12 protein-coding genes and 1 tRNA gene are annotated in these 15,299 nt (G+C 45.1%); 4 read left to right on the forward strand and 9 right to left on the reverse strand.

Annotation, left to right across the window (positions count from 1 at the left end; translation table 11 throughout):
• The first annotated feature begins 24 nt into the window (after positions 1–24).
• A complete protein-coding gene (locus tag KYK27_RS04935) occupies positions 25–1,251 on the forward strand; it encodes a Glu/Leu/Phe/Val dehydrogenase dimerization domain-containing protein (RefSeq protein WP_199108873.1) in 1,227 nt (408 codons plus the stop codon).
• A gap of 1 nt (position 1,252) precedes the next feature.
• Positions 1,253–2,422 carry a mechanosensitive ion channel family protein gene (locus KYK27_RS04940; protein WP_199108874.1) on the forward strand — a complete coding sequence of 390 codons (1,170 nt, stop codon included), beginning with the start codon at positions 1,253–1,255 and terminating at the stop codon, positions 2,420–2,422.
• Positions 2,423–2,895: 473 nt separating this feature from the next.
• Here the strand turns inward: KYK27_RS04940 and KYK27_RS04945 are convergent, their stop codons facing one another.
• Positions 2,896–5,412 carry an AsmA-like C-terminal region-containing protein gene (locus KYK27_RS04945; protein ID WP_199108875.1) on the reverse strand — a complete coding sequence of 839 codons (2,517 nt, stop codon included), beginning with the start codon at positions 5,410–5,412 and terminating at the stop codon, positions 2,896–2,898.
• A 185-nt stretch (positions 5,413–5,597) separates the two neighbouring features.
• Between KYK27_RS04945 and KYK27_RS04950 the strand changes: the two genes are divergently transcribed.
• A tRNA-Val gene (locus KYK27_RS04950) sits at positions 5,598–5,672 on the forward strand.
• Between the two features lie 1,148 nt (positions 5,673–6,820).
• On the opposite strand, the gene coaE is transcribed toward KYK27_RS04950, so the two are convergent.
• The 8 genes from coaE to KYK27_RS04990 all read right to left on the reverse strand — a co-directional run bounded on the left by coaE (position 6,821) and on the right by KYK27_RS04990 (position 13,186).
• The gene (gene coaE, locus KYK27_RS04955) at positions 6,821–7,414 is read right to left on the reverse strand and encodes a dephospho-CoA kinase (RefSeq protein WP_199108876.1); all 594 of its coding nucleotides are present in this window, start codon (positions 7,412–7,414) and stop codon (positions 6,821–6,823) included.
• A 2-nt stretch (positions 7,415–7,416) separates the two neighbouring features.
• A complete protein-coding gene (locus KYK27_RS04960; protein WP_233150253.1) occupies positions 7,417–8,355 on the reverse strand; it encodes a hypothetical protein in 939 nt (312 codons plus the stop codon).
• Between the two features lie 45 nt (positions 8,356–8,400).
• Positions 8,401–8,718: a preprotein translocase subunit YajC gene (yajC, locus tag KYK27_RS04965; RefSeq protein WP_199108877.1), complete on the reverse strand. Its 318-nt coding sequence runs from the start codon at positions 8,716–8,718 to the stop codon at positions 8,401–8,403.
• Between the two features lie 20 nt (positions 8,719–8,738).
• Entirely contained in the window at positions 8,739–9,299 is a 561-nt protein-coding gene (locus KYK27_RS04970; RefSeq protein WP_199108878.1) for a DUF1573 domain-containing protein, read from the reverse strand.
• 25 nt (positions 9,300–9,324) lie between these two features.
• Positions 9,325–10,323, reverse strand: a complete 999-nt coding sequence (locus KYK27_RS04975; protein ID WP_199108879.1) for an isocitrate/isopropylmalate dehydrogenase family protein — start codon at positions 10,321–10,323, stop codon at positions 9,325–9,327.
• 2 nt (positions 10,324–10,325) lie between these two features.
• On the reverse strand, positions 10,326–10,631 hold the full coding sequence (locus tag KYK27_RS04980; protein ID WP_199108880.1) for a YtxH domain-containing protein: 306 nt from the start codon (positions 10,629–10,631) through the stop codon (positions 10,326–10,328).
• 83 nt (positions 10,632–10,714) lie between these two features.
• Entirely contained in the window at positions 10,715–11,863 is a 1,149-nt protein-coding gene (gene nusB / locus KYK27_RS04985) for a transcription antitermination factor NusB (protein ID WP_233150254.1), read from the reverse strand.
• Between the two features lie 219 nt (positions 11,864–12,082).
• On the reverse strand, positions 12,083–13,186 hold the full coding sequence (locus KYK27_RS04990) for a Glu/Leu/Phe/Val family dehydrogenase (protein ID WP_162428009.1): 1,104 nt from the start codon (positions 13,184–13,186) through the stop codon (positions 12,083–12,085).
• A 151-nt stretch (positions 13,187–13,337) separates the two neighbouring features.
• On the opposite strand from KYK27_RS04990, the gene KYK27_RS04995 reads away from it, so the two are divergent.
• Positions 13,338–15,122, forward strand: a complete 1,785-nt coding sequence (locus tag KYK27_RS04995) for an ABC transporter ATP-binding protein (protein ID WP_199108882.1) — start codon at positions 13,338–13,340, stop codon at positions 15,120–15,122.
• The last annotated feature ends 177 nt before the right edge of the window (positions 15,123–15,299 follow it).

Below are 15,299 nucleotides of genomic sequence, written 5' to 3' on the forward strand. Positions count from 1 at the left end.
ACAACCCGAATAACATAAATCAACATGAAAGACCTGCTCGCGAAATTCGAGAATAAAAGACCTGAAATAGTTTTTGAATGGAAAGATGCTGAAACCGAAGCCGAAGGCTGGGTAGTTATAAACTCGCTGCGTGGCGGCGCTGCCGGTGGCGGTACCCGTATGCGCAAAGGCCTGGATAAGCGTGAAGTTGAATCGCTGGCAAAGACCATGGAAGTTAAGTTTACAGTTTCCGGCCCGGCTATAGGTGGTGCAAAGTCTGGTATTAACTTCGACCCTGCCGACCCGCGCAAACGTGGCGTATTGGAGCGTTGGTACAAAGCTGTTATTCCGTTGCTTAAAAGCTATTATGGCACAGGCGGCGACCTGAACGTGGATGAGATACACGAAGTAATTCCGATAACAGAAGACTATGGTTTATGGCACCCACAGGAAGGTGTAGTTAACGGACACTTTCATGCTACCGAGCCTCAGAAAATAAACAAGATAGGCCAGCTGCGCCAGGGTGTGATCAAGGTTATTGAAGATCCCAACTATACGCCTTCTGCCGCACGCAAGTATACCATAGCCGACATGATAACCGGGTATGGTGTAGCCGAAGCTGTTCGTCATTACTATAGTATCTGGGGCGGCCAGTTTGAGGGCAAGCGCGCTATTATACAGGGCTGGGGAAATGTAGGTGCTGCAGCAGCGTATTACCTTGCCGCGAAAGGCGCAACTATAGTTGGTATCATCGACAGAGCAGGCGGGCTTATCAAACCGGAAGGCTATAGGTTCGAGGAGATACAGGAACTGTTCTTTAAGCGTGAGGGCAACGCTTTACGCGCCGAGAACATGCTGTCTTTTGAGGAGGTGAATAACCGTATCTGGTCTGTAAATGCTGAGATATTTATCCCGGCTGCTGCATCACGTCTTGTTACCAAAGACCAGCTACAGCAAATGATCAATAGCGGCCTGCAGGTAATTTCATGTGGCGCCAATGTGCCTTTCCAGGATCCGGAGATATTCTTTGGACCAACCGGCGAATTTGCTGACCAGAACGTAGCTGTAGTGCCCGATTTTATTGCCAACTGCGGCATGGCCCGTGTGTTTGCTTATTTAATGGAGAGCGAAGTAGAAATTACCGACGAGGCCATCTTCTCTGACATCTCTAAAACAATAGCCCGTGCCCTTGAGAAAACGCATGCTAAAAGAGCAGCAACAACAGAGATCGCTAAAACATCTTTCGAAATTGCTTTAAGCCAGTTATTATAATATGGATTTAACCTCCTGGAGAGAAATATTAAACTATGAGTTCCTGGGTAATACTGTCAGCAATTACCTGTGGTTTGTGGGCATCCTGCTGTTTGGCTTCATCTTTAAAACGATGTTGTCTAAGCTGGTGTCCACTGTTTTATACAAGCTGGTAAAACGCTTCTGGCACGAAGACAACCTGCCTGCGTTCAGAAGATTACTGATACAGCCACTGGAGGTGGTACTCTTCCTGGTGTTCCTGTACTTTGCGTTCCAGGTGCTCGATTACCCCATGGACCCAAGCGAGATCCGGAAAGGTGACCCGTTCCTGAAAACATTCTTTTTCCGGACGTACCAGGTCTTTGTTATAGTTGCCCTCACCTGGGTAGTGCTGCGCCTGGTCGATTTTACAGGTCTGATCTTCCAGCACCGCACGGCGCGCACGGCATCTAAAATGGATGACCAGCTGGTGCCGTTCTTCAAAGACTTTTCGAAGGTGATGGTCGTGATATTCTCGATCATGGTGATGCTGGGAGCGGTATTTGGCGTGAACGTGGCTGGCTTGGTTGCTGGCCTTGGAGTAGGTGGTCTGGCCATTGCGTTTGCGGCAAAAGAGAGCTTAGAAAACCTGCTGGCCTCTTTCACCATTTTTCTCGATCATCCGTTTGTTGTCGGCGATCTGGTAGAGGTTGGTGGCATTACCGGAACTATAGAAAAGATCGGTTTCAGAAGTACACGTATCCGTACGCTGGAAAAATCTTTTGTAACGGTGCCTAACAAAAGCATGATCGATAAGCCACTGAATAACCTTACGCTGCGCACCTTCAGGAGAGTGCAGTTCGAGATTCCGCTTACCTTTGATACTACTGCGGCTCAGATAAGAGCCATCGTTACAGAGTTACAGCAATACATTAACAATCATCCGCAGGCAAGCCAGGATGGTATCGTACGCTTTCAAACGATAGGCCCGGCTTCCAAAAATATTATGGTGCTGTACTTTGTGGAGTCGATGGACTGGACGGAGTATGTAGACATTAAAGAGGAGATGATCTATAAAGTAACTGAGGTTGTGGAGCGACATGGCGCACAGTACGCTCCAACACAAAGCGTGTTTATGCAGGCAACGGGGCAGTTGGGTAACCCAACCGGCAAGGCCGCGGTTGTACGAAATGGCACTACAGACTTTGAGTAACTATAAATAAAAAAGCCGGAGAAGCTCCGGCTTTTTTTTCACCCTTATATCTTTTGTCTGTCCTACATCAGACGTTGCAGGCTCCGCAGTTCAATAGAATAGGAGCAGGAACCTACCTTTAAATAAAACCTTATCCCTACAAAACCACATCCCCCTCAGGAATTGTAGTTTTGATTTACTTAACGCACCATTTACCCAGCGGTTACAATTTATTTATAATTTTTTCGTTATACCTACCTTTAGCCTGTGTAAACACACCTAAATTATATGCAAACACAAAATAGAATTTTTACAATATAGAAACATCTGATTTAAGCTATTCTAATAAATAAGATTGGTGCGTAGATGGGCTTGCAGAACATCCGCCTGCTAATAGCTTGTGTTATAGTTTTGGGGTCAGCAACTATAAATCTGAGTGGTTGTCAACTATAAGGAGTATAGTTGGAATGAGGAACAGAGAGGCAAACTATAGTTTAATTGAAATCGAAGTACTCTCCTTCTTCCAACTCTACGGTCTTCTCTTTTTTAACAGGTTTCTTTCCTTTCAGTATCTGCTTTATTTCCTGGCCTTCCTGCTTCAGGTCGTCTTTGATTTTGGCACGAACGCGGTCATCGTCATACGCCAGCTTAAAGTTATTCTCTTTCCCCTTTAGCGTCAGGAAGAGCATGCTGTTACCTGCATTGGGGTCTTCGGCAACTACACCAAATACAGCGTCTTTATCAGGGCGGCGCTTCTGGAACAGGGGCATCTTAATTTTATAGTCCATGTCCTGGTCAAAGGTGTGCGTGCCCGAGATGGAAACAGAAGGCAGCGGGGACAGGCTGGTGCGGATATCCATCTCCGGAATATAAATGGTGCGCTCCTGGATATAGAAGTTATTGTGCAGCTCCGAGAATCGCATATTGGCCAGTTCTGAGCGCTTCACAAACGCCGACATCTTTTGCATAGGTGCAAAGTTTATAAGCTGACCATTGCGCACGGTTGCCTCTATTTCAGCCTGCAGCAGGTTTGTCTTCGGGTTAAGCTGACTATCGAGGTACACATCAGAAATAATATTTGCCGTAAGGCTGCCCTTTAGGTTGCGATCGAGGATAAAATCCTGGTTAAAGTTTTCGAACACATAGAAAAGGCTGTCCACGCTCAGGTTGTTGATCTTACTGGCAGTGCTTACTTTTATATGGTTGCGCTGGCGGGCATCTATACTCCCCCGCACGGCAAAGTTACCGCCCAGTGTATTTACAGAAATGTTAGGCGTTGTGATCACCTGGTTTTTGAGCGTTACCTCACCTTTTATGTTCTCGCCTTTAAACCTCCGGAACTGCATCTTTTTAACACTTGCCCCTAAGTTGAATGCAATGTTCGGTGATACTTCCAGGCGGTAACCAGAGTCGCTTTTACGGGCATTGGCTGGTGTATTCTGTTTCTCGCTTAGTAACTGGTCAAAGTTTAGGTAATTGCTGCTGAAATCGGCATCTACAAATAACCGCTGGTTATCAAGCAGCAGCCAGGCCATTACATTGTTAAACATCCCGTTCAGCACAAAATCAGACTCACCCAGCTTGCCTTTAAAATCAGACACTGCCACGTCGTTGTGCTTAAATATAAAGTTGCCGTTCATGCCGTTTACCGGCAGTGGCAGGTCGCTCAGGTTAAGGCTAACATTATGCAGAGTTATGTCGCCGGATGTGTTTACCGTGCTGTTGCCCGGCCGTGCTTTAAACTCATTAAAGTTACCTGAGAACGCGATCTTTACATCAGCAAGGCCACTTCCGGTACGCACCTGCTCCAGTTGCAGCAGCCCCAGCACATAAGCCACATCTACCATACCACTCAGGTCGAAGGCTATAGTTGGGTTCTTAAAGTTTTCATAAGATATATTCCCCGAGAACGGCCGGTTGTTTAGTGACCCTTTCAGGTTCTTAAGTGTGAGTGCCGACGTAGATGCGTTTTGCTTGCTACCGTTGGTAAAGCTGCCCTCAAAGCTCAGCTTCTCTATGCGCTGCTTTACATCCGGGTGGTAGAATGTGGCATTGCGACAACCAAAGCTGAATGTAATTTCCGGATTATGTTTAGAAGATGCCTCCCCTTTTACAGTTCCGCTGAAATAAACGTCGCCATCAGAACGATACTGGTTAAACTCTTTGGTTATATGTTGCGGCAACAACGACAACATCGACTGTATGCTGGTATTCTTACCCTGCAATGTCAGGTTAAGGTCGGTAACACCGGCAAAGTCTATAGTTCCAGCTACTTCATAAGCGGCATTTTCTACGTTTATTACCGATGGCTCCAGCGCTATTGTTTTCTTCAGCCTGTCGATCTGCAGCGCGGTATTTAGCGTCACGCGTTTGCCTTTAAAATATTCTCCAGTGCCTACTTTTATAGTGTTTATAGTTGCATCGCCGTCGGCTTCTATGCCAATGGTTTCCGTGGAGATAGCCAACGCGGCCTGTAGCTGGTGCGCATTTACTTCGTAAGCCTGGTTAAGCTTTAGATCAGTATAGTTTATAGCAACACGGTTAAAGTCTATCTGCTCCAGGTTAAAAGCGAAGTCGCCATCTTCAGTTGCTGTCGTATCTGTTTTAATGATATCATAGTTCACACTGCCATCCTGCAGCACTCTCACATAAATAGCACCATCTTCCAGGAATAATTCTTTCACGTTATACTTGCCACGCAACACATCCCAGATGCTGAAAGTGAAATAGAGTTTGTTCAGCCTTGCCAACGATACCTCACTCTCGGGCACACCTTCCACTACGTTCACCTTATCCAGCGATACTGCTACCTGCGGAAACTTATCGAAAAGTGAAAGCGAGATCTTCTCTACTTCCACCTTTGTTTTGATATGCTTGTTAGCTTCTGTAACAAAAAGTGTAATGATCTTATCCTGATAGACATACACTAAGGTAAAGGCTATACCTATAACAGCAACTACAGAAACAGCTGCATAAAATAGCACTTTTTTAACAAGACCTTTTTGCTTCAAGAGAATTATCAGATTTTAAGCATCTTACAAAAGATAAAGGTACAGTAGTAATCACAGGCGAACAATAGGTACCGGAGCTCAGAAAAAAAATTGTTAAAATTTTTTTCAAATGTTTTGCAGTTACAAAAAAAGCCCCCATATTTGCATCATCAAACGGGGACAACAGGTCAACGAAACGATAAAACGGGGTGTTAGCTCAGCTGGTTCAGAGCACCTGCCTTACAAGCAGGGGGTCACTGGTTCGAATCCAGTACGCCCCACAAAGGACAACTCAAAAAGTTGTCCTTTTTTTATGTCTATACTTTTCCCAATATCCTTTCTCTTTTCTCCCTGTTACAGTTTAACGCCACACCCTAACCAATAGTATAATATCCTGATTTACATTTATTTGCAAGCCTGACACCTTATTAGCTTGTACAGATCATGAGGCTGGAAGCTTGCATTAAGATGATGCGTAAAGTAGGATCCACATGATTTAAGATTTGACGGCGTACGTAGTTCCTAGAGGGAATGGTTATAGTTTTATTAAGCTATTCTGCTGGCGCGAGCGTCCTCGCTCGTGACTTAGGATGGTATTGAGTGTCCTGACTCAACTGGCCTGAAAGGGACAGGAATTGTCTGAATCAGGATTTACAGGATTAAAGGATTTTCATGATGAGGCTTTTGCTACAGTTATGCCTATAGTTTTATAGTTTACGGTTGGCCCAACCACCCCTACCCCTCCTTGTCTAAGGCGGGGAGCATTTTTCTAGTATTGCTATAGTTGAGGCATACTTCTATAGTTGGAGTTTTAACCCACCCCTACCCCTCCCGAGAGGGAATTCGGCTATAGCTATAGTTGAGCTATAGTCCTATAGTTAGCGCTTTAACACCCCTGTAGTCCCCTCAAGGGGACAATTCTGCTACTGCTTTAGTTTTAGATATATTTCTATAGCTACAGCCCACGAGCAGGACAGGTTTACCTGTTCCCTTTGAAATTATAGCCACGATAAAATCTCGAAGCGAGCAGTTTCAAACTATAAATTCAAGTGACTATGCGAATGATTCCAGTCTTTGGGTGGAGCGCCTTGTGAATATCTGGTGGCGCAGCCATTGCGACGCAGGAGCAAAAGAGATTCACACCGCGCGATGCCCGAAGACGGGGCCTCCCGGCCGTGAGGGCACCAAAGCTTAATTGAAACAATAGGTAAGTAGAGCTCCCAGGATGAAAGGAAATTTGAAAGAAAAGGCTTCTTTCGGATAGAAGCGTAGCAAACTATAGAACAATAAGCTAAGATAGATTTCTCCTGACGTCGAAATGACAAAGGAGGAACTACAGGATGATTAAGGCCTCTCGACTAATATTTAATATGACAAAAAGGTAAAAGCAATTGAAGAGGTTAAAGTAAGTTCACTTCAAACCTTCGAACTATACTTTGCTTAGAAACTGTTCATGCAGCTTTAACACTTGCAGTATCAACAGCTGTTGATCATCGTTGTAGACGATATGCTGGGCACGCGCCATTTTCTCTTCTTCCTTCAGCTGCTTGCCTATTATAGCTTCTATATCCTGTTGTGTGCGGTGGGTATCGCGTTGTAGGAGTCGCTTTATACGCACATCCATGGGAGCAAACACAGCGATGATCTCATCCATCTGCCGCCACGATTCCGATTCGAACATAAGGGCAGCTTCTTTCACTAAATAAGGTGCTGAACTATTTGCTGCTGCCCAATCAATAAAATCTTTGGCAACATGCGGGTGTACAATGCTATTAAGCAAGGCAAGTTTTTGGGGATTGTGAAAGGCTGTTTTCGCAAGATAGGCTCTGTTCAGTTCCCCATCTGCGGTGTAGCTGTCAGTACCAAAAGCATCGGTTAATTCTTGCTTCAGTGCTTCATCATAACGCATTACCCATTTGGCGCGGGTGTCTGCATCATAAATCGGAATGCCTAGCACTGCAAACATGCGGCAAACTATCGATTTACCTACACCTATGCCCCCGGTTACACCAATCTTTAACATGCTTATTTTTGCAGGATCACTTTTACGCGTTGCGGCGCCAGCATTACTTTGCGCACACCTACTGGCTTCTGTACCAACTCCGGTACTATAGTAGAGTCCCTGGCGTTGAAGTTGGCGAAGTTGAGCACAGCCTTAAACGATTCGCGGTTAAGCAGCGAAACCGAGTCTTCGAAAAGTTGGTAGCGCACGATAACCGAGGCAGGGTGCAAGAGAACATTTCTCCCTTCAGGCACATTTACCAGTTCAGGCAAAAGCTGCCTTTCTTCCTGCACCAGATTTTTAATGTTTATAGTTGCTACCGTTTCCTCAATGTTTGCCTTCACCAACTCCTGATTTTTATAGGTTACAGGCGCTTCCACTTTTGCAGAAGCTTTCAGATTGGTGCTCGGCAAACGTACCAGAAAGGGGCTTGAAATTTTGTTAACTATAGATGACGGACCAACAAAGGTAACAGAATCAGGAGAGAGCTTTACAGGACCAGCTACTTCAAACCCATCAGCAGTTAGCTTTTGTTTTGGGTCCAGTTGTAGGGGAACGGTACGGCTTGTCTTAGAATCGAAATTAAACGACAGCGTATCGGTTACTACAAAGTTAAGCTGCAGGCCATCCATGGCGTTTACCAGCGCAGGACGAAGCGCAGAACCTAACAAATAATTATTGCGGGGAATATTGCGAATGTAGATCTCTGCAGGCTGCACTTCCAGGCGAAGCGCCTTACGCAGGAGTTTCCATCCTTTGGCGGTTACGTTAACGAGTACTTCTTCGGGCAACGGCTTTAACGGCACCAGTTGTTTCTCGTTATATATAAACCTTACCGGATAAGTTGTTTGAGTGGAGTAGCTTTTGTTTAGTGCATTAAGCATCCAAAAAGTAGAAGCCGCCACAAAACAAAGCAGCACTACTCGCCAGTACTGCTTTGTTTGTGGCCTGAATGGCTTCATAAACCATACTACTATATTTTTGACTGCTCCAAAAGGCAATGGTCGCTAGCTATTTGGTTGCTGATTTAACTTGGCTGTGGCCTCTGTCGAGATAGCAGCTTTGTCGAATGTAAGGCGGACACCTTTGTCTACCTCTACTATCACGGTATCATCTTCCACGGCAACCAATTTGCCATGCAGTCCGCCTATGGTTACTACAAACATCCCTTTGGTTAGCTCTTCACGGAATTTCTTCTGGTCTTTCGCTTTTTTCTGCTGCGGACGGATCATGAAGAAATAAAATACAAGGATGATGGCGCCAAACATTAACAACTGAGGCATTAAACCTCCGTCTTGTCCGGCCTGTAAAAGTATGGTCTGCATATTATGTTATAAGGATCGTATTAGTTTCTTTTTACCGGGCCTTCAGCACCTGCTGTAGGTATAGTGCTGGCCTCTACTGTACCTTTTAAAGATACCTGCGTAATGTTAGGCTCTGTGTTGGCACGTATCGTTACCATTGGTGCCTGCTGGCCATACTTGCCAGTGCTGTTAAACTGCACTTTTATCTCGCCTGTTTTACCTGGTGCTACCGGAGTTTTTGGCCACTCAGGTACGGTACAGCCGCAAGATGCAGAAGCATTCTCGATAATAAGCGGCTCTTTGCCTGTGTTGGTAAAGGTAAAGGTATGGTTTACTACTTCGCCCTGTTTTACAGTACCAAAATCGTAAACGGTTTCTTTAAACGTCATTGCCGGAGCATTTGGGTTAGCAGCAGTGGTAGTTGCGGCTGTTTGCTCGGTAGTGGCAATGTTCGGGTTGTCTACAGTAGTTTCAGTTGCCGGTGCAGTTGTAGCTACATCGTTACCTGTTGTTGCTTCTGCATCAGTAGCAGTGTTTTCGTTGCAGCTGGTAGCCATTAGCGCCACAGCCATTGCAAAAGTATAGATCAGATTCTTTTTCATACTATAATAACGTCTGATTAATAAGTTATAGTTTAGAGATGATATTCTGGGCAAATTCCATAGTTGTGGCTTTACCACCCAGGTCGCCTGTACATTCTTCTTTATTTGCCAGTGTCGCATCCAGAGCTGCCTCTATTTTATAAGCCTGCTCTTTCAGGTCAATGTGGTGCAGCATCATAATAGCCGAACGAAGCAGAGCTGTCGGGTTAGCTATTCCTTTGCCTGCTATATCCGGAGCTGATCCGTGCACAGCTTCAAAAATAGCCATATCGTCGCCAATATTTGCACCAGCTACCACACCAAGGCCACCAACTAAACCGGCGCAAAGGTCTGAAAGGATATCACCAAACAAGTTTGTTGTTACAATAACGTCAAACTGCTCCGGTTTTACAACCAGCTGCATGCACATATTGTCAATGATCTTGTCATCGGCCTGTATATGCGGGTATTGTTTTGCAACATCGTTAAACACGCCAAGGAATAATGCACCGGCACTTTTCAGGATGTTGGCTTTATGAACAGCTGTTACTTTTTTGCAGCCATGCTTATCAGCATAAGCAAATGCAGCCTTAATGATTTTTTCGCAGCCTAAGCGTGTAATACGGGCCACGGAATCAGATATCTGCAGGCGCTCGTCGAACATCTCCAGGCCAGAATACAAGCCTTCAGTGTTCTCACGGAACAGTACCGAGTTTACATTTTCGAACCTGGTTACAAGTCCTTTTGTGGTTTTAGCCGGTCTTACGTTCGAGTATAAGTCAAACTTCTGGCGCAACTGCACATTTACACTCTTAAAGCCTTTGCCAACCGGCGTCGTGATCGGGCCTTTAAGTGCTACTTTGTTTTTTTCTAAAGAGGCGATCAGTGTTGCTGGTATCAGCTCCCCGATAGCATCAAAAGTGGTTTGTCCGGCGTTTTCTTCTTCCCAAGTCAGGGGCACATTGGCTGCAGCAAAAATAGCTTTTACAGCCTCAGTAATTTCCGGGCCTATTCCATCACCAGGAATAAGTGTGATTTGTCTCATATCTATAGTTCTTTCCGGCTATTAATTTCGTTTATAAGCGAGTCTACATCACCAAGCAGCTTTTCAGCTTTGCTTTTTGCATCCTGTATTACGCGCTGACCTTCTGTTCTTGCACTGGTTGGCAGGTTATCGCCTTTTGCAACAAGTTGTTCCAGCAGGTCAGAAAGTGTATCACGGTATTTCTCTAAACGGTAGCTAAGCCAGCTGCGTGTTTCCTGGCCCTTTTCAGGAGCGAACAAAATGCCCGCCGCTGCGCCTACTGCTGCGCCAGATGCAAAAGCCAATATGGCGGTTGTCTTCTTACCCATAGTTGTATATGCTAATATATCGGATTCTATTTATTTACTCTCCTTACGGCATTTCAGGCTAAATGGTAGCCCGGGCATAAAACTTATTTGTTATCAATAAGTCCGCGGCCCGATTTGCGTATTTCGCCTTTGCTTACTAGCTCCTGAGCCATTTTATCAAGCACACCGTTTATAAACTGCTTACTCTTTGGCGTGCTATAGATCTTTGATATTTCGATGTACTCGTTAATGGTTACCTTAACAGGTATGCTGCGGAAGATGTACATTTCGCTGAGTGCCATCTTAAGTATGATCTTATCCAGAAGGGCTACGCGTTCAACATCCCAGTTCTGCACACTCGCCGAGATCATAGTTTCATACTTCTCGGTTTCCTGCAAGGTTTGCTCATAAAGCTCTTCAAAGAATGCCTTATCGTCTTCCCAATTTGGCGACAGGTCCAGCAGCTTTACATCTTCTGCGTTGCCTTCGGATTCCTCGCCAAGCATTTTAATGGTTTTGTTTACAAGACTCTTCACGATGGCTTTGTTCTCAGCCCAGTTCAGATCCTGCTCTTCAAACAAAGGTTGTAAAGTTTTTTCTTTAAAGATAATGTTTTTGTAAATATGTTTCACCAGCTCAAAGTCGTCAGAAAGCGACGGCGACGGGTTTTGCAGGTACGCCAGGAACACTTCGTCCTGCTTAATTACAGCTCTGTAAACCTGTGCTATTTCACTAACATCGGAACCCCAGCTAATGTTACGACGAATGATGTGCTGCTGGTAAGACTTATTATTCAGGATGCGCTGCACAAGCTGGTTGCGCAGGAATTGTTTTACGTCCGGGCCTTTAGCCTCTGTAAAGCGTTTGCTTCTTTTTTCTTCCTCTTCTTTTACCAGGTCTGTCAGTACGCCCATTAGCTGCAGGTTTGCCAGATAGTGGTCGTAGATGCGCTCAACGGCGATCAGCATCTGGTCGTGGTAATAACGGCGGTCTTTCTTAGATTGGTTTTGGTAGGATACAATAGCCCTGTTTACCGCATTCACTATTTCTTTGTCTGCATCTTCTGCATCGAACTGGCGCTTCTCATACCACTCTTTAAAAAGCAGCGTTGCGATCTGCTTTTGTCCTTCGAGCAGTTTCCTGTCCTGCACTTCCATCGCGTTAAGATCCGGTGCAAAATCTTCTCCTATCTGGTCCAGTGCCAGCAAATAGTCAGAACCTTCGGCCTGCATATATGCATAGATTGCCTGCATGGCTTTAATTCGTAGTGTTCTGCGGTTAAGCATAATTAATTGTATAAAGAACGTGTTGTGACAGTAAATTTATAGTTGCCCGGTGGGCAAAGTTTGTAACTATACGCATACTGCAAAGCAAGTAGCCTATAACACAATTTAGTATGGTGTATTTAAAGTAAAAGTGCCACAATTACTGCAGCACTTTTACTTTATTTATAGTTGTTGCTAAGCTATAGCTTAGTAAGTTGAGTGAACTTTGCCAATGCTCTGGATACGCTGTTCAGCCAGTTTGGTAGCTGCAAGCTGCGTATGGATTCCTTCTTTCTCAGCTAGTTCAAAAATATCTAATGTATAACCGTAGATACGCTCTGTCTGGCCATAAGCGCTTTCGCGGTTGTAGCCCTGCAGCTCAGAGTAAACATTGATCAGACCACCTGCATTGATAAGGAAGTCTGGTGCATAGTAAATGCCACGCTCGATAAGTGCTGGTCCGTGAACCGACTCATCTTTCAGCTGGTTGTTTGCACTACCTGCAATGATCTGGCACTTAAGTCTGGCAAGTGTGCTGTCATTTATAGTTGCACCAAGCGCACAAGGCGAGTAGATATCCACATCAAGATCATAGATCTCATCCATGCCTACCACTTTAGCGCCATATTTGTTAGAGATCTCACGCAGACGGTCTTCATAGATATCTGTGATAAAGATCTGTGCATTTTCTTTAGCAAGCAGCTCTACCAGGTAACCACCTACGTGGCCAACACCCTGTACAGATATTTTCTTGCCTTCCAATGAATCAGAACCATATGCTTTTTTAGCAGCTGCTTTCATACCCATATAGGTACCGTAAGCAGTTACCGGAGAAGGGTCTCCGCTACCACCCATTGATTCTGGTAAACCAGCTACGTGATCTGTTTCCATCTTAATGTACTCCATATCTTTTGTAGTGGTTCCTACGTCTTCAGCAGTAATGTAAGCACCGTTCAGGTTCTTAACAAAACGACCATAACGACGCATTAACGCTTCGGATTTATCTTTTTTGGCATCGCCGATGATCACCGCTTTACCACCACCCAGGTTAAGACCAGAGATAGCAGCTTTGTAAGTCATACCTCTTGAAAGACGCAGTACATCATTCAGCGCTTCAGCATCAGAAGCATAAGACCACATACGCGTACCACCCAGAGCAGGACCAAGTACCGTGTTGTGAATACCGATGATAGCCTTCAGGCCTGTCTCGTGGTCATGGCAGAAAACAACTTTCTCATGATTGTATTCTGAAATCTGACCGAAGATTGATGATGTGTCTTTCTTCAGTTCTACTTCTTTAATTTCGACCATTTATGAAATTGGTTTAGTGTTATTCTATCTTTGTGCCGGAGCATGCAGCAAGCTACCCTCTTTTCGCGCTGCAAAATTAATTCTTTTTTTGATTTATTCAATTTGTACTTTGCATATCATCGTAAAAGGCCTTAGGCTTTAATAACTTACCGTGAAATCTTTACGCTACTTAAATAAATACCTGCTCAAGTATAAATTCCGCCTTTTCTGGGGTTTGGTTTTTATCATTATTTCCAACTTTTTCCAGATACTGCCAGCCCAGGTAGTACGCTACGCCTTTAACCTGATTAAAGAAGGAATTAACCTTCACAACCTTTACGATGGAACGCAGCAGCAGGGTATGGTATATGAAATTTTCGCCAAAAGTATCCTGGTTTATGGGGTGGTTATACTGGTGATGGCCCTGCTGCGTGGCGTGTTTTTGTTTTTTATGCGGCAAACTATAATTGTAATGAGCCGCCTGGTTGAGAACGACCTGAAGAACGAAATTTACGAGCATTACCAAAGCCTGCCTCTCAGCTTTTACCGCAAAAACAACACTGGCGACCTGATGTCGCGCATCTCAGAAGATGTAAGCCGCGTGCGCATGTACCTTGGCCCGGCCATTATGTACGGCCTTAACCTGGTGGTACTGTTTATAATGGTAATCCCATACATGCTATCGGTAAACGTGAAGCTGACCATGTATACGTTGATACCGCTGCCCATACTGGCCATCAGCATTTACTATGTAAACAACATCATCGAGCGGAAATCTGATGAGATACAGCGTAGCCTTTCAGGAATAACCACGTTTGTGCAGGAAGCTTTTTCAGGCATAAGGGTATTGAAATCTTTTGTGCGTGAAGATGACTCTCATGCCAACTTTACAACAGCCAGTAATGTGTACAAAGACAAATCGCTAGACCTGAACTTTGTGAACTCCCTCTTCTTCCCGCTTATACTTTTCCTGGTTGGCCTCAGCACGATCATCACCATTTACATTGGCGGACAGGAAGTAATAAACGGAACTATAACCACCGGTAACATTGCCGAGTTTATTATTTACGTGAACATGCTTACCTGGCCGGTTACATCGCTCGGCTGGACGGCCAGCCTGGTGCAACGGGCAGCAGCATCACAGGCGCGTATCAACGAGTTCCTGCATACTAAAAATGACATTGTTTCCCGTGAAAACATCAGCAAAGAGATAAAAGGCGACATCCGTTTCGAGAACGTAGATTTTGTTTATCCTGACACTAACATCCACGCGCTTAAGCATGTGTCTTTCAATATCAGGCACGGCGAAACCCTGGCTGTTATTGGTAATACCGGCTCAGGCAAAAGCACCATAGCCACCTTGCTGCCGCGCATGTACGATGTAACGAGCGGTCGTATTCTTATTGATGGGGTGGATGTGCGCGACTATAACATCGAAAGCCTCCGCAGCCAGATCGGGTATGTGCCGCAGGATGTATTCCTTTTCTCCGATTCTATCCGGAATAACATCGGTTTTGGCCTACCAAGTATAACCGAAGAACAAATGGTGCAGGCAGCCAAAGATGCTGATGTGTACGAGAACATCATGCGTTTCCCGGAGCAGTTCAATACAAAGCTGGGCGAACGCGGCATTACGTTATCGGGTGGGCAGAAGCAACGGGTATCTATAGCACGGGCACTGGTACGTGAGCCGCGCATCCTTATCCTCGATGACTCACTTTCGGCAGTAGATACCAAAACGGAAAATGCTATCCTGAACAGTTTGCGCCGCATTATGGCGAACCGTACTTCTATCATCATTTCGCACAGGGTATCATCGGTAAAGCTGGCGGATAGAATTCTGGTGCTGGATGATGGAGAGATCATTCAGCATGGTACCCACGATGAACTGATCAGGCAGCAGGGATTGTACAAGGAACTATACGAACGCCAACTGCAGACGGAAGAAATGGAGTAATCTGAATCGGGATTTTCAGGGCTAGAGGATTGGCAGAATTTGGACCTACTATAGTTTAAGTTATAGTTCTATAGTTTCTGCAAACAAGTTTTGCTGGCGCGGGTTTGCAACCCGTGTCTAACTATAGGGTTGAGTTTGTAACTCAACTGGACCGGTAGGGACAGTCAAAAGTAGTGG

The organism is Pontibacter populi, from assembly GCF_019336435.1.
Taxonomy (GTDB): Bacteria; Bacteroidota; Bacteroidia; order Cytophagales; family Hymenobacteraceae; genus Pontibacter; species Pontibacter humidus.